The 23,775-nt window shown below is 76.2% G+C and carries 17 protein-coding genes and 1 pseudogene; 14 read left to right on the plus strand and 4 right to left on the minus strand.

Annotated elements, in window-relative coordinates:
- From BM385_RS06020 to BM385_RS06030, 3 genes are read left to right on the plus strand one after another with little or no spacing between them, the layout of a single operon-like run.
- The gene (locus BM385_RS06020) at positions 1-4,014 is read left to right on the plus strand and encodes a vWA domain-containing protein (protein WP_093842388.1); all 4,014 of its coding nucleotides are present in this window, start codon (positions 1-3) and stop codon (positions 4,012-4,014) included.
- A 56-nt stretch (positions 4,015-4,070) separates the two neighbouring features.
- Positions 4,071-5,954 (plus strand): hypothetical protein, encoded by a 1,884-nt coding sequence (locus BM385_RS06025; protein ID WP_093842389.1) that lies wholly within the window; start codon positions 4,071-4,073, stop codon positions 5,952-5,954.
- Between the two features lie 5 nt (positions 5,955-5,959).
- Complete coding sequence (locus tag BM385_RS06030) at positions 5,960-6,931, plus strand: aldo/keto reductase (RefSeq protein ID WP_093842390.1); 972 nt, start codon at positions 5,960-5,962, stop codon at positions 6,929-6,931.
- A gap of 33 nt (positions 6,932-6,964) precedes the next feature.
- Here BM385_RS06030 and BM385_RS06035 read toward each other — a convergent pair whose 3' ends face one another.
- The gene (locus BM385_RS06035) at positions 6,965-7,645 is read right to left on the minus strand and encodes a lysophospholipid acyltransferase family protein (RefSeq protein WP_093842391.1); all 681 of its coding nucleotides are present in this window, start codon (positions 7,643-7,645) and stop codon (positions 6,965-6,967) included.
- A 203-nt stretch (positions 7,646-7,848) separates the two neighbouring features.
- On the opposite strand from BM385_RS06035, the gene BM385_RS06040 reads away from it, so the two are divergent.
- Positions 7,849-9,024, plus strand: a complete 1,176-nt coding sequence (locus tag BM385_RS06040) for a glycerophosphodiester phosphodiesterase family protein (RefSeq protein WP_093842392.1) — start codon at positions 7,849-7,851, stop codon at positions 9,022-9,024.
- 221 nt (positions 9,025-9,245) lie between these two features.
- Positions 9,246-9,761 carry a GNAT family N-acetyltransferase gene (locus BM385_RS06045; protein WP_019435063.1) on the plus strand — a complete coding sequence of 172 codons (516 nt, stop codon included), beginning with the start codon at positions 9,246-9,248 and terminating at the stop codon, positions 9,759-9,761.
- Between the two features lie 12 nt (positions 9,762-9,773).
- On the opposite strand, the gene BM385_RS06050 is transcribed toward BM385_RS06045, so the two are convergent.
- Positions 9,774-10,235, minus strand: a complete 462-nt coding sequence (locus tag BM385_RS06050; RefSeq protein WP_019435064.1) for a hypothetical protein — start codon at positions 10,233-10,235, stop codon at positions 9,774-9,776.
- A complete protein-coding gene (locus BM385_RS06055; protein WP_019435065.1) occupies positions 10,228-10,605 on the minus strand; it encodes a hypothetical protein in 378 nt (125 codons plus the stop codon). The genes BM385_RS06050 and BM385_RS06055 overlap by 8 nt, the downstream gene beginning before the upstream one ends.
- 554 nt (positions 10,606-11,159) lie before the next feature.
- Here BM385_RS06055 and BM385_RS06060 point away from each other — a divergent pair.
- The 8 genes and pseudogenes from BM385_RS06060 (at position 11,160) to BM385_RS06095 (ending at position 21,949) form a co-directional block, all read left to right on the plus strand.
- Positions 11,160-12,200: a methionine ABC transporter ATP-binding protein gene (locus BM385_RS06060; protein WP_093842393.1), complete on the plus strand. Its 1,041-nt coding sequence runs from the start codon at positions 11,160-11,162 to the stop codon at positions 12,198-12,200.
- Positions 12,200-12,868 carry a methionine ABC transporter permease gene (locus tag BM385_RS06065; protein ID WP_019435067.1) on the plus strand — a complete coding sequence of 223 codons (669 nt, stop codon included), beginning with the start codon at positions 12,200-12,202 and terminating at the stop codon, positions 12,866-12,868. Before BM385_RS06060 ends, BM385_RS06065 begins: the two co-directional genes overlap by 1 nt.
- Before the next feature lie 85 nt (positions 12,869-12,953).
- Complete coding sequence (locus BM385_RS06070) at positions 12,954-13,817, plus strand: MetQ/NlpA family ABC transporter substrate-binding protein (protein WP_019435068.1); 864 nt, start codon at positions 12,954-12,956, stop codon at positions 13,815-13,817.
- A gap of 122 nt (positions 13,818-13,939) precedes the next feature.
- Positions 13,940-14,527 (plus strand): GNAT family N-acetyltransferase, encoded by a 588-nt coding sequence (locus tag BM385_RS06075; RefSeq protein WP_019435069.1) that lies wholly within the window; start codon positions 13,940-13,942, stop codon positions 14,525-14,527.
- A gap of 65 nt (positions 14,528-14,592) precedes the next feature.
- Positions 14,593-15,825, plus strand: coding sequence for a precorrin-6y C5,15-methyltransferase (decarboxylating) subunit CbiE (gene cbiE, locus BM385_RS06080; protein ID WP_019435070.1), 1,233 nt, complete (start codon positions 14,593-14,595; stop codon positions 15,823-15,825).
- 1,770 nt (positions 15,826-17,595) lie between these two features.
- Positions 17,596-19,764, plus strand: a pseudogene (gene cobT / locus BM385_RS28445) (nicotinate-nucleotide--dimethylbenzimidazole phosphoribosyltransferase); the annotation flags it as partial.
- Between the two features lie 113 nt (positions 19,765-19,877).
- On the plus strand, positions 19,878-21,116 hold the full coding sequence (gene cobA, locus BM385_RS06090) for a uroporphyrinogen-III C-methyltransferase (protein WP_019434805.1): 1,239 nt from the start codon (positions 19,878-19,880) through the stop codon (positions 21,114-21,116).
- Entirely contained in the window at positions 21,113-21,949 is an 837-nt protein-coding gene (locus BM385_RS06095) for a TrmH family RNA methyltransferase (RefSeq protein WP_019434804.1), read from the plus strand. Before cobA ends, BM385_RS06095 begins: the two co-directional genes overlap by 4 nt.
- Here the strand turns inward: BM385_RS06095 and BM385_RS06100 are convergent.
- Positions 21,934-23,034, minus strand: coding sequence for a serine/threonine-protein kinase (locus BM385_RS06100; protein WP_019434803.1), 1,101 nt, complete (start codon positions 23,032-23,034; stop codon positions 21,934-21,936). The two genes, BM385_RS06095 and BM385_RS06100, sit on opposite strands and share 16 nt — an antisense overlap.
- A 316-nt stretch (positions 23,035-23,350) precedes the next feature.
- On the opposite strand from BM385_RS06100, the gene BM385_RS27035 reads away from it, so the two are divergent.
- Positions 23,351-23,512 carry a hypothetical protein gene (locus BM385_RS27035; RefSeq protein WP_019434802.1) on the plus strand — a complete coding sequence of 54 codons (162 nt, stop codon included), beginning with the start codon at positions 23,351-23,353 and terminating at the stop codon, positions 23,510-23,512.
- Positions 23,513-23,775 lie beyond the last annotated feature (263 nt).

A 23,775-nucleotide genomic window follows, 5' to 3' on the forward strand; every position in this document is an offset into this window, starting at 1 on the left:
ATGACCCGCACCGTGGACCCCGGTCCCGGGGCCGACACCGAACGGGCCCGGGCGGTGCTCGGCGAGCTGACCGACCCGGCCGGCGCCCTGCTGATCGGGGTACGGCACCACGCGCCGTCCCTGGCCGCCGCCCTGCCCGCCCTGCTGGACGCGGCAGGACCCGAGGTGCTGTACGTCGAACTCCCCGCGGACCTCCAGGACTGGCTGCCCTGGCTCGCCCACCCGGAGACCCGCGCCCCCGTGGCGCTGGCGGCCGTCCCCGCCCACCCCGAGGACGGCACGCAGCTCACCGGGCCGGCGTTCTACCCCTTCGCCGACTTCTCGCCCGAGCTGGTGGCCCTGCGCTGGGCCGCCCGCCGCGGCGTCCCCGCCGTCGCCGCCGACCTGCCGCTCGGCGACCCCGCCTGGCGCCGGCCGCGCCGCACCGGCGCCCGGCCCCCCGGCCTCGAACACGCCATGCGGGCCCGGCTCACCGGCCGCGACGGCGACGACCTGTGGGACCGGCTGGTCGAGGTCGGCGCCCCCGGGTCCGGGCCCGAAGCGCTGCGCCGCGCCGCCCTGCTGGCCGGCTGGGCGCTGCGCCGGGACGCCGAGACCGGCGGCGGCGTCGACCCGCTCGACCTGCGCCGGGAGGCGTGCATGCGGGCGCACCTGGCCACGGCGGCGGCCGGGGGACGCCGGGCCGCGGCCGTCATCGGGGCCTTCCACGCGCCCGCCCTCACCGTCACCGCCCTCCGGGAACCGGCTCCCGAGCCCGCCCCGGAGCCGTCACCCGCCGACACGCCGCCCTGGACGGTCTCCCTCATCCCGTACACCTACGCGCTGCTCGACGAACGCTCCGGCTACCCGGCCGGCATCCGCGACCCCGAATGGCAGCACCAGGTCCTCGCGGCGGCCGGCGACCCGGAACGGCTGACCGAGGCCCTCACCCGCACCGCCGTCCGCATCTGCGCCGGGCTGCGGGCCCAGGACCACCCGAGCGGTCCCGCCGACGCCCGCGAGATCGTCCGGCTCGCCACCGACCTCGCCCGGCTGCGCGGACTGCCCGCGCCGGGGCGCGGCGAACTCGTCGAAGCCGTCCAGAGCACCCTCGCCCAGGGCGAACCCCTGGGCCGGGGCCGTGCCGTCTCCCGCGCCCTGGAACGGGTCCTGGTCGGCGACCGCACCGGCCGACCGGCCCCGGCCGCCCCCCGCGGCGGGCTGGCACCGGCCGTCGAACGGGAACTCGCCGCACTCGGCCTGCCCGGCCCGGACGGCGGCCGGAGAGCCGGGACCGAGCGCGAACTGCGCCTGGACCCGCGCCGCTCCGAGCGCGACCGGCGCCGCGACGTCCTGCTGCGCCGGCTCACCGTCTGCGGCATCCCCTACGCCACCGAGGGCGAGGTCAGCGCGGCGGGCGGCGCCGAGGCGGTCACCACCCGCTGGCAGGTGGCCTGGACCCCGGCCACCGCCGCGATGCTGGAGGCCGTGGGGGTGCGCGGGGTCACCGCCGCCCAGGCCGCCGAGGGCACCCTGCGCGGCCGGCACCGCGGTGAGCGGGAGGCGGGCGGCCCCACCGCCGCCCAGGTGATCACCGGCCTCGCGGAGGCCGCCGCGTGCGAACTGGACGCCCTGGCGGGCGAACGGCTCGCCGAGCTGGCCGCCGTGGTACCCGCCTCCGGCACCCTGCCCGAACTCCTGGCGGCACTCACCCTGCTGGACCGGCTGCGCGAGCCCGCCGCCCCGACCGCCCCCACCGTCGCCCTGCTCACCGACGCGGCCGTGCGGCAGGTGGACGGCCTGACCGGCTCGGAGGACCCGGCCGACGCCCGGGCCCTGCTGGAGCTCGCCCACCGCGCCGACGCGTCCGGCGGCCTCCGCCTCACCGACGCGCTCACCCGGCTGGCCCGCGACGGCTCACCGCTCATGTCGGGCGCGGCCCACGCCGTACGGGTCCTGCTCGGACAACAGCCGCCCCACGCCCTCGGGGAGCGGGTGGCGTCCTGGGTGGACAACGCCACCACCCCGGACGCCAGGACGGCGCTCGGCGCCCGGCTGACCGGCCTGCTCACCGCGGCGGGGCCACTGCTGGAGACCGCACCCCAGGCGCTGGCGCCGCTGCTGGAGCGCGTGATCCACCTCCCCGACCGCCGTTTCCTGGAGCGCCTGCCCGCGCTGCGCGGCGGCTTCGACACCCTCAGCCCGGCCGCCCGCGACCGCCTGCTGGCCACCGTGGAGGACACCCTGGGCGCCCCGTTGACCGCGGTGTCCGACACGGACGCCACCACCCTGGCCCACTGGACGACGGCGGACCTGACGGCCCGTGAGCACCTGGCCGCCCTCGGCCTCCTGCCCCCACCGCACAGCACCTCCCCGGCCACAGCGCTGCCGCCGGGACCGGACGCGGCGCGCGGTGGCGCGCAGCCTGCCGGCCCCACCGGAACGGACGCGCCCCGGCCGACCGGGCGCGGCGCATCCCCGACCGGCGATCGTGCCGCGGACCCGGCCGGCGCGGAGGCAGCCCCGGACACCGGACGAGCGGCCGAGCCGGCCACCCGCCCCTGGCCCACCGGCGCCCCGGCCGGCACCGCGCCCGCCCCCCATGGGACGGCCCCCGGCGGCGCGGACGGCCCGGACCGCGCTGCACCGCCCGTCGGTACGGAGTCCGCCCCGGACGCCGGGGGAGTGGGTGGCCCCGGGCCGCTGGGCGGGGAGATCTCCGCTGCGGGTTCGGGGGACCGTTCCGGCGTCGGCCGGGTTCCGGTCACCGGGGGAGTGGATGATCCGGCATCGCCGGGCGGGGAGGTCTCCGCGGCGGGTACCGCTCCCGGCGCCGCGGCGCGGCCCGTACCCGCGCAGTGGGGAGGCCCGCCCGACAGCGCCGGGCCGAACCCCCTCCGCACCGGGCCGGACGACGTGGCCGACCGGCTCATCGGGCCGCAGGACCGCTGGCGGCTGGTGCTCGGACGGGGCACGGAACGGCTGGCCGACCGGGCGCGGCCGATCGCCACCGCGCTGGACGAGCTGTACGGAACCGGCCGCGGGGAAGGCGCGGGCGGCGACCTGGTGGGCGCGGGCAGCGGCGGCGGCCGGGAGGCCGCCTACCCCGGTGTGCGGGAGTGGGCCGGTGAACTGGCCGCCCTCTTCGGCCCCGGCATCCGCGAAGAGGTACTGGCCGCCGCCGTCGCGGCCGGCCGCACCGATGCCGTCTTCGCGCTCGACCCCGACCGGGCCAGGCCCTCCGTCGAACTGCTGCGCACCGTCCTCCAGCACGCCGGGGGCCTCCCGGAGGCGAGAATGGCGGCCCTGCGGCCCCTGGTGCGGCGCCTGGTGGACGAACTGACCCGGCAGCTCGCCACGCGGCTGCGGCCCGCCCTCACCGGGGCCGTCCAGCCCCGGCCCAGCCGGCGGCCGTCCGGCGGGCTCGACCTGTCCCGAACGGTGCGCGCCAACCTCGGCACCGCGCACCACGGTCCGGACGGGCAGCTGCGGCTGGTGCCGGAGCGCCCGGTGTTCCGCAGCCGGGCCCGGCGCTCCGCCGACTGGCGGCTGATCCTGGTGACGGATGTCTCCGGCTCCATGGAGGCGTCCACCATCTGGTCGGCGCTGACCGCCTCCATCCTGGCCGGGGTACCCGCGCTGAGCACGCACTTCCTCGCCTTCTCCACCGAAGTCGTGGACTTCACCGGGCAGGTGCACGACCCGCTCGCGCTGCTGCTGGAAGTGCAGATCGGCGGCGGCACCCACATCGCGGCCGGGCTGCGGCACGCCAGGTCCCTGGTCACCGTTCCCTCCCGCACGCTGGTGGTGGTCGTCAGCGACTTCGAGGAGGGCTATCCGCTGGGCGGCCTGCTCGCCGAGGTCCGGGCACTGGTCGACTCCGGCTGTCACCTGCTGGGCTGCGCCAGCCTCGACGACAGCGGACGACCGCGCTACAGCACCGGCACCGCGGGCCGGCTCGTGGCGGCCGGGATGCCCATCGCCGCCGTGAGCCCGCTGGAACTCGCCCGCTGGGTGGGGGACCGGATCCGCTGACCCGCCCGCCGCCGCACCCCCGCCCGATCACTCCCGCCCCGCACACCCGGAAGCAGATGATGACCGATACCGCCGCCGACTCCGTCGCGCTGCCCCCTGTCGCGCCCGAGGTCACCGCCGAGCTGGCGCGGGCCCTCAGCCCCCGGCTGCGCAAGCGGCTCGACGCCGCCGCCGCGAAACTCGCCGCCCGCCCCCGCAGCACGGACGGCGCCACGGTGCGGATCGCCGTCGACGACGACACCACCCTCGAACTGCACGCTCCCACCGGGGCGGTGGCCACGGCGGACGCCATCCGCTGTGGCTGTCTGCTGGCCCCCGACTGTGTGCACCGGGCGGCCGTCGCCGCGCTGGCGCCGGTGGCCGAGGAGCGGCCGGAGGACGAGTCGAAGGCGGCGGCAACGGCGGAGGCGGCGGATACCCCGGGCGGTCCCGATGACCCGGACGCACCGCCGGCCGCCCCCGTACCCGACACCTCCGCGGTTGCCTCCGCCCCGGCCGGCCCGGACCGGTGGGCCGCGGCCACCGCTCTGTGGCAGGCCGGCGCCGCCGTGCTGGAGAGCGGCATCGAGGGAGCGGGTGCGCTGCTCCAGGCGGAGCTGCTGCACGCCGCCCACGCCGCCCGCCTCGCCGGTCTGTACCGGCCCGCCGCCCTCGCCGTCGCCACCGTCAACGGGCTGCGGGCCGCCCGGGCCGCTGATCCGGGACACCGGCTGGCCGAGCTGACCGCCACCGTCCAGGAACTGCTGCTGGTCTGCCACGCCCTGCGCCGCCCGCCCGCCCCCGGTGGCCCCGACCACGCCGCCCTGCGCGGCACCGCCCGCCGCCCGTACACCCCCGGCGGTTCACTGCGGCTGTACGGGCTGTGCTGCGAGCCGGTCCTCGCCCGCAGCGGCCACGCCGGGGTGGTGACCTGGACGGTGGACGCGGACGGAGCGCTGTTCGCCCTCCCGGACGTGGCCCCCGGCGGCGCGGCCCGCGCGGCAGGCGCGGCCCGGCGCACCGTCCGGCTGGGCGACGCGGCCTGCACCCACCATGAGCTGGCCAGGGGCGGACTGATCGTGTCCGGCGCCACCGTCTCCCCGGACCGGCGGCTGGGCGCCGGACGCGGGGTGCGGGCGGTACGGGCCCAGGGCGTGCCGTGGCACCAGGAGCCGGCCGCCGCCCTGTGGCGTACCCCGCTCGATCAGCAGATCGCCCGCGCCCTCGACACCGCCGAGCCCGGTTCCGCCGCCGGACTGATCTTCACCGACCTCACCGTGCTCGGCCCGGTCCGGGAGCCGGGCGCCCCGGACGTGCTGGCCGCCGCGTGCGCGGGCCTGACGGTGCGGATCGCCCCCGCCGACGAACACCAGGACCTCGCCCACCGGCACAATCTGCGGTGGCTGGCCGCCACCCCGGGGCTGCGGCTGCGCGTCATCGCCCGGCTCGTCCCGGCCGGCCACCCCCGGCTGCGGCTGCTCGCGGCCGGCCCGGTGCCGGGGACGGAACCGGGCCCCGGGCTGCGCGCACCCGTGGACCTCGGCTACCACCGGCTCCAGCACGCGGACCTCACCGGTACGGACCTCCCCGGCCCCGCCGCCTCCCACGCCTCCAACACCACCCCCGCCCCACCCGAGCCCGCCGCCGCCCCGCTGCATCTGCTGCGCCGCCGCACCCAGGCCGCCCTCGCCGCGGGCCGGCCCGCCCTGGCCCAGCCCGGCAGCGTCGAGACGGACCGTCAGCGGCTGCGGCACGCCGGGCTGTCCACCGCCGCCGACCTGCTGGACGAGCTGCACCGGGCCGCCGCCGACCGCACCCGCGACGTGTTCGGCCGGCTGCGCCCCGCCGACGCCGAGCGGTTCGCCCTCGCCTGGCTGGCCGCCGACCACTACGGCGACCGGGCGGCCCGCGCGCTGTGCGCCGCCGCCTGGGCGCTGCCGGATCCGGCCCGGGTAGCGTGAGCCGCATGGCGTTCTCCCGTTTCAGCCCCGACGCGACCCCGGCCGCCCGGATCGGCCTCGGCCTGGCCGCCGTCGGCCGCCCCGGTTACATCAACCTGGGCCGGGCCGCCGACCTGCCCGCCGATCGCACTGTCGACGCCCTGCGCGAGCGCAGCCACCAGCTGCTGGACGCCGCCCACGCCGCCGGTGTGCGCTATCTGGACACGGCGCGCTCCTACGGCCGGGCCGAGGAGTTCCTGGCGGAGTGGCTGCGCGAGCGCCCCGCCGTCCGCGATGTCGTCGTCGGCAGCAAGTGGGGCTACACCTACACGGCCGACTGGCGCAGCGACGCCGACACCCATGAGGTGAAGGACCACAGCGCCGCCACCTTCGACCGGCAGTACGCGGAGAGCACCGCGCTGCTCGGCGACCGGCTGGACCTCTACCAGATCCACTCGGTGACCCCGCAGAGCCCGGCCCTCACCGACCCGGCCGTGCTGGAGCGGCTGGCCGGACTGCGGGCGGCGGGCGTGGACGTGGGCCTGTCCACCAGCGGCCCCGCCCAGGCGGAGGCGATCCGCGCGGCGCTCGCGCTGCGGTACGAGGGAGGGCCGCTGTTCCGCACCGTGCAGTCCACGTTCAACGTGCTGGAGCCCTCCGCGGGTGAGGCGCTGGCCGAGGCGCACGCCGCCGGGCTCACCGTCATCGTCAAGGAGGGGATGGCGAACGGCCGGCTGGCCGGTGCGGCCGCCCCGCCGGTGCTGCGGGAGATCGCCGGCCGGTACGGCACCGGGCCGGACGCCGTGGCGCTCGCGGCGGTGCTGCACCGGCCGTGGGCGGGGATCGTGCTCTCCGGCGCGGCCACCGTGGCCCAGCTGACGGGCAATCTGGCCGCCGCCGGGCTGCGGCTCGATTCGCGCGACCTGGCCCGGCTCACCGAACTGGCCGTCCCCGCGCAGCGGTACTGGGCGGAGCGCTCCGCGCTGCCCTGGAGCTGAGCCGGTCCGGCCCGCCCCCGTGCGGCGCGGCCGTCAGGCGGCCCGCGCCTTGGTGGCGTACATGTCGACGTACTCCTGCCCGGACAGCCGCATCACCTCGGTCATCACCTCGTCGGTGACGGCCCGCAGCACGTAGCGGTCGCGGTCCATGCCCTCGTACCGGGAGAAGTCCAGCGGCGTGCCGAACCGGACGGTGATCCGCCGTCCGCGTCCGATGCGCGGCAGCCCCTTGCCGCCGGGCTGCACCCGGTCGGTGCCGATCATCGCGAACGGCACCACCGGCGCGCCGGACATCAACGTGAGCCGGGCGATGCCGGTACGTCCCCGGTACAGCCGGCCGTCGGGGGAGCGGGTGCCCTCCGGGTAGATGCCGAAGACCTTGCCCTGCTCCAGTACCCGCAGCCCCGTCATCAGCGCCGCCACACCGCCGTGTCCGCCGTCCCTGGCCACCGGGATCATGCCGACGCCGGTGAAGAACCAGGCCATGATCCGGCCCTTGAGCGAGCGGCCGGTGACGTACTCGTCCTTGCCGATGAAGTGCACCTGGCGCTTGGAGATGAGCGGCAGGATGACCGAGTCGATGAACGTCAGGTGATTGCCCGCCAGCACCACCGGGCCCTCGCCCGGGACGTTCTCCAGACCCTCCACGCGGGGGCGGAAGAAGAGCCTCAGCAAGGGGCCGAACAGCGTCTTCAGCAGCACGAAACGGGACAAGGTTCCCTCCGGTCGGGTGGTGGCCAGTGCTCGGGAGCGCACAGCTCAAGGACGATACTCGCGTGTCCGCGCTCGTGGCGCACGGGGTTCACGCAGCGGACACGTGATTTTGATGTGCCTTTGTCATCTCTGCCCCCGAAGGTCCCCGTCCGGGCGCTTCCCACTCCCTACCATCGCCCTGACGCACATCCCACGGAGGCACCATGCCGGCAGACCGCCCAGCGGCCCCGGACCACGACGGTACGTCGCTCACCCGGCGCACCGTACTCGGCGCGACGGCCGCCGGAGCCGGCGCCACCGTCCTGCTGGGCGCCGCCGTCGCCCGCGCCGGCCGGCAGGACGGTGGCGCGTCCGCGGCCGGGGACCCGCCGGTGCCCACCGTCATCGCCCACCGGGGCGCCAGCGGCTACCGGCCCGAACACACCCTCGGCGCCTATCAGCTGGCCCTCGACCTCGGCGCCGACGCCATCGAGGTGGACCTGGTGCCGACCCGCGACCACCAGCTGGTGTGCCGGCACGAGAACGACATCTCCGGCACCACCGACGTCGCCGGCCGCCCCGAGTTCGCCGACCGGGAAACCACCGGAACGGTGGACGGCGAGAAGGTGACGGGCTGGTTCACCGAGGACTTCACCGCCGCCGAACTCGGCACCCTCGGCGCCGTCGAACGCCTCCCGCGGCGCCGCCCGCACAACACCCTCTACAACGGGTACTGGCCCGTCCCCACCCTGCGCGAGGTGCTGGAGTGGGCCGCGGACCGGGGCCGGCGGCGCGGCCGGCCCGTCCCGCTGTACCTGGAGATCAAACACCCCAGCCACTTCCGCGCCCTCGGCCTGGACATCGAGGAACCGCTGGCCCGGCTGCTGCACGAGTACGGCCTGCACCGTGCCGACGCGCCCGTGACCGTCCAGAGCTTCGAGGCCGACAGCCTGCGCCGGATGGCGGAACGGACCGACACCCGCCGCACCCTGCTGCTGGCCGGCGCCGGGACCCGCCCCGAGGACCTCCGGCTGGCCGGTGACCCGCGCACCGTCGCCGATCTGGTGACCCCCGCTGGCCTGGCGGAGATCGCCGGCTACGCGCACCTCATCGGCCCCACCCTCGACCTGGTCATCCCGCGCCACGCCGACGACACCCTCGCCGCCCCGACCACCCTGGTCGCCGACGCCCACGCCCGCGGCCTGGCCGTCCACGGCTACACCCTGCGCAACGAGAACGCCTATCTGCCGGCCGACTTCCGGACCGGGGACGGCAGCGACGGATCACGCTACGGCGATGTCTTCGGCGCCGTCCGCGCCTATCTCGGCCAGGGCATCGACGGCCTGCACGCCGACCATCCCGACACCGTACTGCTGGCCGCGGCCGACGCCCGGCGCTGACCCTTCTCCCGTAGCGCGCGGGCTCATGCCCCGGAGCGCAGTCGTACATCTCACAAGCCAGTTACCCCGCGCACCCTCCCCAGACGCCTCGGTAGCCAGCACAATGCTGGGGGCGCCCGGAGCGGACAACCGGCGGGCGCCGTCAGGGCATTCACCGGCCGGTGGCGCACACCCTCCTTCATGTGCCCCGGCCCATCACCTCGTTGGGGAGACGTGAGCACATGGGCATGAGCGTCACGATCGACAGGGCGGCCGAGCAGGACGCCGAACAGATCCTCAAACTCCAGTACCTGTGCTACCAGGCGGAAGCCGAGCTGGCCGGGGACTACCAGATCGACGCGCTGACCCAGACGGCGGACGACCTGCGCGCCGAGATGCGGGCCGGTCTGGTGCTGGTGGCCCGGCTGGGCACGGAGATCGTTGGCTCGGTACGCGGCACCGTCGACGCCGACGGCACCGCCTCCATCGGCCGGCTGATCGTGCACCCCCGGATGCAGCGCCACGGCCTCGGCGGCCGGCTGCTCGACCGGATCGAAGAGCGCCTCGCGGCCGAGGCCGACGCCGCCCGCTACCGGCTGCACTCCGGCCAGCGCGGCGAGGGCAACCTGCGGCTGTACCGGCGGCTCGGCTACGCGCCGGTGGCCACCGAGCACGTGTCGCGGCACCTGAACGTCATCACCCTGGAGAAGATCCGGGTGCCCCGGGCGCGCCCCGGGGAGCTGGCCGCCAGCGCCTGACCGACGGCCCTCTCAGCGCTCGTGCCGCCGGGACCGGCGCAGCCACAGCAGCCCGGTCACCGGCAGCACGAGCGGCAGGAACAGATAGCCCCGCCCGTAGTCCGACCACACGGTCGCGTCCGGGAAGGCGGACGGGTCCACCAGCGTCCACGTTCCCACCGCGAGTACCCCGGCCAGCTCGGCGGCGCAGCACCCGAGCGCGATCCGCCGCGCTCCCTCCCCGCCGCGGACCAGGGCCACCGTGATGAAGGCGTACACCAGGGCGGCGACCGCGGAGAGCGCGTAGGCCAGCGGTGCCTCCTCGAAGCGGGTGGAGAGCTGGTAGAGCGAGCGCGAGGCCGCGCCCACGGTGAACACGCCGTACAGCGTCACCAGCAGCCGGCCGGGGCCGTCCCGCAGCCCGCGCTCGCGCGGGCCGGACGTCCGCGGCGCACCGGCCGGGACGGCGGCGTCGGGGGTGGCGGGCTCAGCCAACGCTCACACCGCCCGCCCACACGTCGTCCAGCCGCAGCTGGAGCACCGCGAGCACCAGGGCACCCGCCGCGACCGTCGCCGAGCCCCACCGGGAGCGTTCGCCCAGCGAGACCATCGCGACCACCGGCAGGCACAGCGGCACGGCGACCAGGTACGAGGCGAAGACCACCGTGGTGTCGCCCGAGGGCCGCTGGCCGCCGGAGAGCTGGACCACCCCTATCGCCAGCTGCACGAGCGTGAGCAGCAGCACCACGGCCATGCCCAGGTAGTGCCAGTCCTTGACGGGCTGGCCGCGCAACGCGGCGTACGCGCACCAGGCGGCCAGCAGCAGCGCGGCCACGGCGACCGCGACCGTCAACGGGGTGAGCATGGCGCCGACTCTACTGCGCGCCCCCGGCCCGGCCCGACCCACCCCCGGCCCGCCCGCCGCCCGCCGCCCGCCGCGCGCACCGTGGCGTTGGCCACACCCGCCCCCGCCTCCCCGCTCGTCACGCACCCGGCGCGCACCCCGGACCGGCCGGTATCCGCGCAGGTCACAGCGGGTGTGGCGGCCCCGGCGCGGGGAGCGGGTCCGGCCGGCCGGCTGTCCACCATTCGGACAGGAGTGTCCGTATAAGGGACGGGACACAAGCGTTCTGTTTTACTGGTCGGCATGACCGCGACGAGCCATCGTGCCCTGACGACCGAGGCAGCCCCCATGCCCGGTGCTCGTTGTCGGGGCCGAATGTGTGACCGCTGAGGGCCCCCGAAGAGCCGTCTCGCGCCCCGAAGCGAACCCCGAAAGCCACCCGGCCGGCGACGATCCGCCCGGCCCCGGCCTCGCGCTCACCTCTCTCGTTGTCCCCGCGAAACCCCCGCGTGGACCTGCCCCGTGCCCGGCGCGCCCAGCCGCGCGCCCGGACACCCGACCGTGACGGGAACCCAGTGATCACGACCACGGACCTCACCAAGGTCTACCACTCACGCGGCCGGGAGGTCACCGCGCTGGACGGCGTGAACCTCCACGTCCGGCCCGGTGAGGTCTTCGGCGTCATCGGCCAGAGCGGCGCCGGCAAATCCACCCTGATCCGCTGCGTCAACCTGCTGGAGCGCCCCACCTCCGGCACGGTCACCGTCGACGGCACCGACCTCACCGCCCTGGCCGGCCGGGGCAAGCGCGCCGGCCGCCCGCTGCGCGAGGCCCGCACCCGCATCGGCATGATCTTCCAGCACTTCAACCTGCTCTCCGCCCGCACCGTGCAGGGCAACATCGAGCTGCCGCTGGAGATCCTCGGCCTCACCCGCCGCGAACGCGCCCGCAAGGCCCTGGACCTTCTCGACCTCGTCGGCCTCGCCGACAAGGCCCGCGCCTACCCCACCCAGCTCTCCGGCGGCCAGAAGCAGCGCGTCGGCATCGCCCGCGCCCTGGCCGGCGACCCCAAGGTGCTGCTCTCGGACGAGGCGACCTCCGCACTCGACCCCGAGACCACCCGCTCCGTCCTCCAGCTGCTGCGCGACCTCAACCGGCAGCTCGGCCTGACCGTCCTCCTCATCACCCACGAGATGGACGTCGTCAAGACCGTCTGCGACTCCGCGGCCCTGATGCGCGACGGACGCATCGTGGAATCCGGCGTCGTCTCCGACCTGCTCGCCACCCCGGGCTCCACCCTCGCCGCCGAACTCTTCCCGCTCACCGGCACCGCCGGCACCGGCCGCACCCTGGTGGACATCACCTTCCACGGCGGCAGCGCCGGCCGGCCCGTCATCTCCCAGCTCGCCCGCGACCACGACATCGACGTGTCGATCCTCGGCGCCGCCATGGACACCGTCGGCGACGCCCAGGTCGGCCGGATGCGCATCGAACTGCCCGGGCGCCCCGAGGACAACGACCGGGCTCTGGCCTTCCTGCGCGCCCAGGGCCTGACCGTCGAGATACCCGGCGCAGCCGCCACCCCCGGCGTCGCGCTCAGCAAGGAAGGTGCCTGATGGGCTGGGATCAGATGCGGCCCCTGCTGGAGCAGGGCACCATCGACACCCTCTACATGGTCGGCTGGTCCACCCTGATCGCCGCACTCGGCGGACTGCCCCTCGGCATCCTCCTGGTCCTCACCGACCGCGGCGGGCTGCTCGCCAACACCGTCGTCAACAAGGTCCTGGGCGCCGTCGTCAACGTCGGCCGCTCGCTGCCGTTCATCATCATGATGGTCGCCCTCATCCCCTTCACCCGCTGGGTGGTGGGCACCGCCTTCGGCCCCACGGCCGCCATCGTGCCGCTCGCCATCGGCGCCATCCCCTTCTTCGCCCGGCTGGTGGAGACCTCCGTGCGCGAGGTCGACCACGGCCTGGTCGAAGCCGCCCAGGCGATGGGCGGCGGCACCTGGACCGTCGTCCTCAAGGTGCTGCTGCCGCAGTCCCTGGCCTCCCTGGTCGCCGGCCTCACCACCACCGTGATCGCGCTCATCGGCTACTCCGCCATGGCCGGCGCGGTCGGCGGCGGCGGCCTGGGCACCCTCGCCCTCACCTACGGCCACCAGCGGTTCGAGACCGACTTCATGTACATCATCCTCGCGGTGATCGTCGTGATCGTCACCATCGTGCAATTGCTGGGCGACGGCGTCGTCCGCCTGCTCACCCGCCGCAAGCGCACCGGCTGACCGGCCGCCGGACCGGCCGGCCCCACAGACCCCCGGCACCCCCGGGCCCATGAGAAATACCCGCAGTCATCGAAAGGCACTTTTCGTGCGTACTCACCTCCGTACCGCCACCCTCGTGGCCTCCGCAGCCGCCCTCACCCTGAGCCTGGCCGCCTGCGGCACCGACTCCGACCCGAACAGCGGCGACGACGCCGGCTCCTCCGCCGGCGACAGCCAGCAGATCACCGTCGCGGCCAGCCCCAACCCGCACGCCCAGATCCTCGACTTCGTCCGGGACAACCTCGCCGAGGACGCCGGTCTCAGCCTGACCGTGCAGGAGTTCAGCGACTACGTGCTGCCCAACACCGCCGTCGACAGCGGTGAGGTGGACGCCAACTTCTTCCAGCACCAGCCCTACCTGGACGACTTCAACGCCAACCACAGCACCGACATCGTCCCGGTCGTCAACGTGCACCTGGAACCGCTCGGCCTCTACTCCAAGTCCCTGGACAGCCTGGACGGCCTCACCGAAGGCTCCACCATCGCCATCCCGGACGACGCCAGCAACGGCGGCCGGGCCCTCCAGCTCCTCGCCCAGAACGACGTCATCGAGCTGAAGGACGGCGTCGGTGCCAATGCCGTCCTCGGCGACATCACCGACGACCGCGGCATCACGTTCACCGAACTGGAGGCCGCCAGCCTCCCGCGCGCCCTGGACGACTTCGACGCCGCCATCGTCAACGGGAACTACGCCCTGGAGGTCGGCCTCTCCCCGGACGAGGACGCCATCGCCCTGGAAGAGGCCGAGGGCAACCCGTACGCCAACTTCCTCGCCGTCAAGGCGGGCAACGAGGACGACCCGGCCGTGCAGACCCTCGCCCGGCTGCTGAACTCCGACGAGGTCAAGCAGTTCATCGAGGACACCTACCCCGGCTCCGTCATCCCCGCGTTCGGCACCCCCGGAGCCTGACCTCCCCCAGCGGCACACCACCCACGCACACCGGGCCCCCGGCACCCCTGCCGGGGCCCGGCGCTGCACGAACGGGCTGGATACTGCATGCTGTCCCCTCGGACCCCAGCATGGAGCGGCGCATGACATCCCACTTCCCCGACATCTCCATCAGCACGGAACGCCTCGTGCTGCGCCCCTTCGAGGAAGCCGACATCCCGCCGCTCACCGACATGATGAACGACGAGCTGACCGCCGCCTGGACCAATGTCCCCACCCCGTACACCCGGCGCGACGCCCACGAGTGGATCGTCAGACGGGCCCCCGCCGAACGCCGCACCGGCCGCGGCATCGTCTTCGCCGTCACCGAACACCTGACCCAGCGGCTGGTCGGCAGCGCCCACCTGATGAACACCGACTGGCGCAACCGCAGCACCGAGATCGGCTACATCATCGGCCCCTGGGCCCGCGGCGAGGGCTACGCCGCCGAGACCGTCCTCGCCGTCGCCCAGTGGCTCTTCCGCGACCAGCGCTTCGAACGCCTCGAACTGCGCACCGCGGCCGGCAACACCGCCTCCCAGCAGGTCGCTCAGAAGGCCGGCTGCGTCAGCGAGGGGGTCCTGCGCAACGCCCGGATAGTGCGCTCGCGGACCGAGGACGGTGGCTGGACGGACATCCGTACCGACACCATCGTGTGGAGCCTCCTCCCCGAGGACCTGGAAGACCGCTGAACCGCTGGTCACGCGCGGTAGGCTCAGCGGGAATCCCCTCGTGACGAGTCCAGGAGCTTCCGTACATGGCTGACCGCGTCACCGTGATCGGATGGGACGGCAGCCCGCTGACCCCGGGCGCACGTGCCGCACTGAGCGCCGCCACCCTGGTCGCGGGCGCCCCCCGGCATCTCGTCCTGCCCGATATCCCCGCGGGTGCCGAACGGGTCCAGCTCGGCAGCCTCCGCCTCGCGGCCGGCCGGATCGCCGCCCACCGGGGCACCGCGGTCGTCCTGGCCGACGGCGACCCCGGCTTCTTCGGCGTGGTCCGCACCCTGCGCGACCTCGAACACGGCCTGGAGGTCGAGGTCATGCCGGCCGTCTCCGCCGTCGCGGCCGGCTTCGCGCGGGCCGGCATGCCCTGGGACGACGCCCGCATCGTCACCGCCCAGCAACGCACCCTGCGCCGCGCCGTCAACGTCTGCCGCGCCCACCCCAAGGTCGCCGTCCTCACCTCACCCGGCGCCGGGCCCGCCGAGATCGCGCTGCTCCTCGGCGACGTGCACCGGACGTTCGTCATCTGCGAGGCGCTGGGCACCGACCGGGAACGGGTGTCCGTGCTCACCTCGGACAAGGTCGCCCGGCACACCTGGACCGACCCCAATCTGGTCATCGTGGTGGGCGGAACGGGCGGCGGAGCCACCGCCGCCCCCGGCGGCGGCACGGGGGAGAGCTGGCTCGCGGGACTGGACCCGGCCGCCGCCGTCGAACCGCGCGGCTGGGGTCTCGACCCGGCCGCGTACCAGCAGAACCCCCTGCCGGCCCCGGGGCGCACCCCGCACCTGCGCGCCCTGGAACTGGCCGTGCTCGGCCCGCGCCCCGGCGACCTCGTCTGGGACATCGGCGCGGGCAGCGGGCTGGCCGCCCTGGAGGCGGCCCGGCACGGGGCGGCCGTCATCGCCGTGGACCGGGACGCCGAGGCGTGCGCGGTCGCCGGGGCCACCGCCCGGCGGTACGGGGTGCAACTGCACGTGGTGCACGGCGTCGCCCCGCAGGTGCTGGCGTCCCTGCCGGAGCCGGACGTGGTCCGGGTCGGGGGCGGCGGCGACCGGACGCTCGTGGCGTGCGCCGATCGCCGGCCGCAGCGGATCGTCACCCACGCCATGACGCGGGATCAGGCGGAGGCCGCGGGGCGGGTACTGGCCGGGGCGGGGTACACGGTGCGCTGCACGCTCCTGCAATCGGTGGAACTGGAGACCCAGGAGTGGTCGGAACAGGGGCGTTCCGTCGTCTTCCTGTTGGCCGGAAGCCGTCTGTGACCAGCGGAGAGACAAACCCGGACCATCCCGGGCCACTCGTACGACCCATGACCGGGGGCGGGTGCGGGCAGCGGTAGGCTGGTGGATCGTTGTGCCGTCGGCCGGACTTGATGATTCATCCGCCGATGTCCGGATCCATCCGGCGACACAACCCGGCAGAGCACGACCGATGGGCGAGGGGTACGCATGACGGACACCGGCCGGATCCCGGAGGAGGGGGAGCCGGAGCACGGCTTTCCCTTCACGGTTCAGGCGGACGATGTCATCGAGGGCGAAGAGGAAGATCTGCTGATGCCGGGGGCGCACGTCGCCTGGGGTGACGCGGCCCCCACCCCGCAGCCGATCACGCCGGCGGCTCCGAGACCGGCCCAGCTGGCCCCCCTGTTCCCCGCGCCGCGCACGGCGGGCGCTCCCGCCGCCCCGCAGCCGGGCCCGACACCATCGGCCGCCGCCCCGGTGCCCGCTCCGGCCCGGGCGGTGCCCGCTTCCGGTGCGGCACCCGCGTCTGCTCCGGCTCCGGGTGTGACGTCCGCGCCTGGTGCTGCTGCGGGTGTGACGCCCACGCCCGCGCCTGCTCCGGGTGTGACGCCCGCGCCCGCGCCTGCTCCCGGTGTGACGCCCGCGCCCAGTGCCGCTCCCGGCCCGGTGCCCGCGGGGCCCGGCGCCGGTCCCGCCGTACCGGCGGAGACCAGCCCCGCGCCCGCGCCCACGCCCGGGCCTGTGCCGCCCCCCGCCGCAGCTGCGGCGACCGGGCCCGCCCCTGCGGGCGGGCCGGAGACCCCCGGTGACCAGGCCGGTCCGGACGCGCAGGGCCCGGCCGAGGCCCCGGGCGCCCCCGAGACCCAGGGGACGCCCGCCACTGCGGGCGGAGAGGCCGGCCCGCAGGGCGCCGACGCCCCCGCAGGACCGGCGGCGGTACCGCCGCACGGCGCGTCCGCGCAGCCCGCGCCCGGCCCCGCGACCGCTGCCGTGGCGGCGCCCGTTCCCGCGGAGGCCGACCCGGCCCTGGCAGCCGCTGCCGGACAGCCGGCCGCCGGCCCCGCGCCCGCAGGAGCCGTTCCCGCACCCCCGGCCCCGGGGCCCGATGCTCCCGCAGCCCCCGTTCCCGCCGCCGGTGTGACGGCCGCTCCCGTCCCGCAGCAGGCCGCGCCCGCCGTCGACGCCGCCCAGCCGGCCCCCGGTGGGCCCGCCGGCCCCCAGGCAACCACCGCCGCCCAGGGCGCCGTTCCCGCCCAGCCGGTGGCCGAGGCCGGCGACCCGGCCGCCGCGGGCCCGCCGCGGACAGCGGAGGAACAGGCCACGGGTGCGGCTGTGACCGCTGCCGCGACGGGCGCGGACGAGGCGGCTCAGGAGACCACCCCGGCGGCGGAAGCGGGACCGGCGGCGGATGTTCCGGCTCCGCCGGTCGCCGATGCCACCCGGGGCGCGGCCGTCCCGGAGACCACCCCCGCCCACCCGACCGTTGCGGACGGCCCGGCCGACGCCCCTGCCGGGCCGGCGGACGGCGCGGCTGCCGCCGCCCCCGAGGCGGCGGGAGACGCCCCGCAGCCGGCCGCCGCCACCGGCGAGGGCCCGGCCCCAGCGCCCGCCGCCGCCCCGGCGGATGCTCCCGCCGACGCGGAGCCAGCCGGCACACCCGTACCGGCGCCCGCGCCCCCGCCGTCCGACGGCCAGGACGCGCCGCCCGTACCCGGCGCCGCGCCCGCGAACGCCGTCCCCGACTCCGCCGGGGCGGCGGCCACCGGCCCGGCCCCCGACCGGACGGCAGCGGAAGCCGCCGCCTCCGGCGCTGCCTCCGCGGCTCCCAGCACCCCGGCGGTCCCGGCCGAGGGCGCGGACGGTGCGGCCCCCGTCGCCCCGGACGGCGCCCCGGCGGCTGCCGCCACCGCGAGCGTCCCGGCCGAGGGTGCGGACGGCGCGGCTCCCGTGCCGGCTCCTGCCACCCCGGACGGCGCCCCGGCGGCTGCCCCCGCCGAGGGCGCGGACGGCGCGGCCCCTGTCCCGGCTCCTGCCACCCCGGACGGTGCCCCGGAGGCTCCCGGCGCCGCGAGCGTCCCGGCCCCCGGCGCAGACGGCGCGGCCCCCGCCCCGGCGCCCGCCGCCTCCGGCGAGGCGACACCCGCCGCCTCCGGCGAGGCGACACCCGCCGCCGCCCCGTCCACTGCCGGTGCCGTCTCCATAACGCCCGCCCCGGCCGGCGCGCCCTCGGCCGCCGCCGTCCCCCCGGCGGCGGAGGCCGCCGCCGTGCACCGGCTCATGCGCGAGCCCCGCGACGTACGGGACGGCTTCCTGCCCGACCCCATCCCGCACGAAGTCCTCCTGCGCGTCCTGGAGTCCGCGCACACCGCGCCCACCTCCGGGCACGCCCAGCCCTGGGACTTCGTGATCATCCGGTCCGCCGAGACCCGCACCCAGGTGCACGAACTCGCCGTCCGGCAGCACGACGCGTACGCCAAGTCCCTCCCGAAGGGCCGCGCCAAGCAGTTCAAGGAACTGAAGACCGACGCGATCCTGCGCACCCCCGTCAACATCGTGGTGACCGCCGACCCCACCCGGGGCGGCCGGCACGCCACCCACCCGCAGCAGCGGCCCCAGCTCGCCCCCTACTCCTCCGCGCTCGCCGTCGAGAACCTGTGGCTCGCCGCCCGGGCCGAGGGCCTCGGCGTCGGCTGGGTCAGCTTCTACGACGAGCGGGAACTCGTCCGCACTCTCGACCTCCCCGAACACCTGGAGATCGTGGCCTATCTGTGCATCGGCTACGTCGACGCGTTCGCCGAGGAGACCGAGCCCGTGCCGGCCGGACCCGCCCGGCAGCGTCCGCTGTCCTGGGTGGTGCACGACGAGGCGTACGGCCGCCGCGCGCTGCCCGGTGCCGAGCCGCACGATCTGCTCACCGAGACCCTGGAGGACATCCGCCCGCTCGACGCCCAGGCGCTGGCCGAGGCGTGGGAGCGGCAGAAGCGGATGACGAAGCCCGCCGGGGCCCTCGGTGCCCTGGAGGTCATCTCCGCCCAGCTGTGCGGCCTCTCCCGGCGCTGCCCGCCGCCGCTGCCCGAGCCGGCCGCCGTCGCGGTGTTCGCCGGCGACCACGGGGTGCACGCCCAGGGCGTCACCCCCTGGCCGCAGGAGGTCACCGGCCAGATGGTCGCCAACTTCCTCGGCGGGGGAGCGGTGTGCAACGCCTTCGCCCAGCAGGTCGGCGCCGAGGTCTGCGTCATCGACGTCGGCGTCAAGGGCGAACTGCCCGGCCAGCCCGGCCTGATGCCCCGCAAGGTACGGGCCGGCACCGGCGACATCACCGCAGGCCCCGCCATGAGCCGCGAAGAGGCCCTGCGTGCCGTGGAGGTCGGCATCGAGACCGCCCGCGACCTGGTGGCGGCCGGCAACCGCGCGCTGCTCACCGGGGAGATGGGCATCGCCAACACCACCGTGGCCGCCGGGCTGATCGCCGTCTTCACCGGCTCCGAGCCGGCCGAGGTCACCGGCCGGGGCACCGGCGTGGACGACGACACCCACGTCCGCAAGATCGACGTGGTCCGCCGCGCCCTGCAACGGCACCAGCCCGACGCCGCCGACCCCATCGGGGTGCTCGCGGCCGTCGGCGGCCTGGAGCACGCCGCGCTCACCGGGTTCATCCTCGGCGGCGCCTCGCTGCGCGTCCCGGTGATCCTGGACGGGGTCAGCGCCGGAGCGGCGGCGCTCACCGCGCGCGCCATCGCGCCCGAGGCCGTCTCGGTGTGCGTCGCCGGCCACCGCAGCGCCGAACCGGGCCACATGGCCGCGCTGACCGCGCTCGGCCTGCGCCCGCTCGTCGACCTGGACCTGCGGCTCGGCGAGGGCACCGGGGCGCTGCTGGCGCTCCCGGTGGTGCAGAGCGCCGCCCGCGCCATGCGGGAGGTCGCCACCTTCGACGCGGCAGGCGTCAGCGACAAGAACTGAGAACCGTACTGTGTGGGGGTGGCGCCCGGGCACCCGGCCCGGCCGCCGCCCGCCCCCGGCCGCTCCAGCGTCGCAGCGGCGCCCCCGCTCGTCCATCAGGAGCCGCGCCACCCATGTCAGCAGCGCCTCACCCCGACCCTCCCGCGTACCCCGTCGGCCTGCGGCTGGCCGGGCGCCGTGTCCTGGTGCTGGGCGGCGGCACTGTCGCCCAGCGCCGGCTGCCCGCACTGCTCGCCGCCGGTGCCGCCGTCGACCTGATCGCGCCCGCCGTCACACCCTCCGTCCAGGCCATGGCCGAGGCCGGCGAACTGCGCTGGCAGCGGCGCGGCTACCGGCCCGGCGACCTGGCGGGCGCCTGGTACGCGCTGGTCGCCACCGACGACCCCGAGGTCAACGCCGCCGCCTCCGCCGAGGCGGAGCGGGAGCGGGTGTGGTGCGTCCGCAGCGACGACGCCGGCGCCGCCACCGCCTGGACCCCGGCCACCGGACGCAGCGACGGGGTGACGGTGGCCGTGCTCACCGGCCGCGATCCGCGCCGGTCGGCGGCCGTACGGGACGCCGTGGTCGAAGGACTGCGCGAGGGCACGCTGGGCGCGCCGCGGCACCGGGACCGTACCCCCGGGGTGGCACTGGTGGGCGGCGGGCCCGGCGACCCCGACCTGATCACGGTGCGCGGCCGGCGGCTGCTGGCCGAGGCCGACGTGGTGGTCGCCGACCGGCTCGGGCCGCGCGACCTGCTGGACGAACTCCCCGCCCATGTCGAGGTCATCGACGCCGCCAAGATCCCCTACGGCCGCGCCATGGCCCAGGAGGCCATCCACGCGACGCTGATCGAGCACGCCAGAGCGGGCCGGGCCGTCGTCCGGCTCAAGGGCGGCGACCCCTACGTCTTCGGCCGGGGCATGGAGGAGGCCCGGGCGCTGGCAGCGGCCGGGATACCGGTCACCGTGGTGCCCGGCGTCACCAGCGCCATCAGCGTGCCGGGCGCGGCCGGCATCCCCGTCACCCACCGGGGGGTGGCGCACGAGTTCACCGTCGTCAGCGGGCATCTGGCGCCCGACCACCCGGACTCGCTGGTGGACTGGCCGGGGCTGGCCCGGCTGCGCGGCACCCTGGTGCTGCTGATGGCGGTGGAGCGGATGCCGGCGATCGCCGCCACCCTCATCGCCCACGGCCGGGACCCGCGCACCCCGGTGGCGGTCGTCCAGGACGGCACCACCGCAGCCCAGCGCCGTACCGACGCCACGCTGGCCACGGTCGCCGAGCGGATCGCCGCGGACGGCGTCCGGCCGCCCGCCGTGATCGTCGTCGGCGAGGTCGTGACCGTCGCGGAAGGGGACCAGGACCGGTGACCCGTACCCCGATCCCCGTCACGGACCCCGCCGATCCGCGGCTCGCCGACTACACGGCGCTCACCGATGTCGCCCTGCGCCGCCGGCTGGAGCCCGCCGAGGGCCTGTTCATGGCGGAGGGCGAGAAGGTCATCCGGCGTGCCCTGGCGGCCGGTTACCCGATGCGCTCGCTGCTGCTGACCGAGAAGTGGGCCGCCGCCCTGGCCGATGTCATCGAGGCGGCCGACGCGCCCGTCCACCTGGTCACCCCGGAACTGGCCGAGCAGGTCACCGGCTACCACGTGCACCGGGGCGCGCTGGCCGCGATGCAGCGGCTGCCGCTGCCGGATCCGGCGCGGCTGCTGGCGGACGCGCGCCGGGTCGCCGTGGTGGAGGCGGTCAACGACCACACCAACATCGGGGCGATCTTCCGGGGCGCCGCCGCCCTGGGCATGGACGCGGTGCTGCTGTCGCCGGACAGCGCCGACCCGCTCTACCGGCGGTCGGTCAAGGTCTCCATGGGCGCGGTGTTCTCACTGCCGTACGCCCGGCTGGAGCGCCGGCCGCAGGCGCTGGCGCCGGTGCACGAGGCCGGGTTCCGGCTGCTGGCGCTCACCCCGGACGAACGGGCCGTGGATCTGGCCGAGGCGCTGGCCGGCGTCGGCCCGGACGACCGGATCGCGCTCATGCTGGGGGCGGAGGGCGAGGGCCTGTCCCCGCGCGCCCTGGCGGCGGCCGACACCTGGGTGCGGATTCCGATGGCGCACGGGGTGGACTCGCTGAACGTGGCCGCTGCCGCCGCCGTGGCGTTCTACGCCGTGGCCACCGCGCGGCGGCCTCAGACCGGTCCCTGACACCCCTGGGCGAGGGCGATGCCCAGCGCCACCAGCACCGTCACCACGACGAAGACGATCAGCCGCTGGCGCAACAGTCCGCGGTCCCCGCCGCGCCGGGCCGGGACCGGCGCGGGACGGCGGGCGGCGGGCCGGGGCACGGGGGAGGGGCGCCCCGCCGGGGGAGCGGCCGGTTCGGCCCGGGGGGAGCGGAGCTGCTGCGGCGGTGCGGACGGCGCGGCGCCGCCGGGTCGCGGCCGGGGGCGCGGGGCCGGTGCCGTACCGCGGGCCTCGCGGGCAGCGATCTCCTTGAGCCGGCTGGCGAGCTGGAGCGTGCTGGGCCGCTCCTGCGGGGACTTGGCCAGGCAGGCGCGCAGCAGCGGCGCCAGCGCCGAGGGCGTGCCGCGCAGGATGGGTTCCTCGTGGACCACCCGGTACAGCATCACCTCCGAACTGCCCTGTCCGAACGGTGAGTCGCCCAGCGTGGCGTAGGCGAGGGTGGCGCCCAGCGAGAACACGTCGGTGGCGGGGGTCACGGCGGCACCCCGTACCTGTTCGGGCGCCAGGAAGCCGGGGGAGCCCACGGCGGTGCCGACATGGGTGAGGGTGGAGGCTCCGGTGGCCCAGGCGATGCCGAAGTCGATGATGCGCGGGCCCTTGGGCGACAGCAGGATGTTGGAGGGCTTCAGATCGCGGTGCACCACCCCGGCCTCGTGCACGGCGACCAGGCCCTCGGCGAGCGCGGCGCCGATGGCGGCGGTCTCGGCGGCGGACAGCGGGCCCTGCTCGGCCACCTTGTCGTGCAGCGAGGGCCCCGGCACGTACTGGGTGGCGAACCACGGCCGGGAGGCGTCCAGATCGGCGGCCACCAGCCGCGCCGTGCAGCCGCCCCTGATCCGGCGCACGGCGGAGACCTCGCGGGCGAACCTGGCCCGGAACTCGTGGTCCTCCGCGAGGTCGGGACGGATGACCTTGAGCGCCACCCGCTGGCCGCGCCGGTCCGAGCCGAGGTACACCACCCCCATACCCCCGGCGCCCAGCCGGCGGTGGAGCCGGAACGCCCCCATGACCCGCGGGTCCTCGCGCCGGAGCCGCATCATCGCCATGTCTACCTCGCAGCCCGGTCCTTGTGCTGTTCAACAGCCGTCGCACAGCTTACGGACTGGGCGGCCCCGACGCCGAGAAGGGCATGCGCCGCGCGGGTCCCCTGGGGGAAACCCCTGGTGAAAAGGTGCACCTGTCCACCCTGAGGAGTAGCCGTGCGGCGCCCGCGTCATCCCCTGGGAGGCCACCGGGTCAATACGCCGGGCTGACGCGGCGGCCGGTGCCGGGACCTAATGTTGAGGTCAAGCGGCGGGCGCAGCACTCGTCCCCCGAGGTCACCCGCCCGCCGCTTGCCAACACCTCGACGGGAGTGGACAGATGGCGCAGATGACCGGCGGATCGCCCAGGGCGGCACGGCGGCATCCGCTGGTGGCGGTGGCCATGGTGCTGCCGCTGGCCATCACCCTCGCCGTCGTGATCGGCGGCGTCGATGCCGTCGTGACACAGGCGTCGTCCGTGGTCGGACTACTGGGGCGCTGAGAGGCGCTCCGGACCCGGGAGAGCGGCCCGGGTCGGGGACACCGGCCAACACCCCGTGGGGACGGGGGTCAGGCGGACGGCATGTGTGCCCGGGCAGCTGGGGAGCTGCCCGGGCATCGCGTTTTCCGGGCCGGCACGACCGGCACACGCGAAGGGCCGGGAAGCTATGCGGGCTTCCCGGCCCTTGCTGCTGGTGGACGATACTGGGATTGAACCAGTGACCTCTTCCGTGTCAGGGAAGCGCTCTCCCGCTGAGCTAATCG

Origin of the sequence: Streptomyces harbinensis (assembly GCF_900116145.1) — a bacterium.
GTDB lineage: Bacteria > Actinomycetota > Actinomycetes > Streptomycetales > Streptomycetaceae > Streptomyces > Streptomyces carpaticus.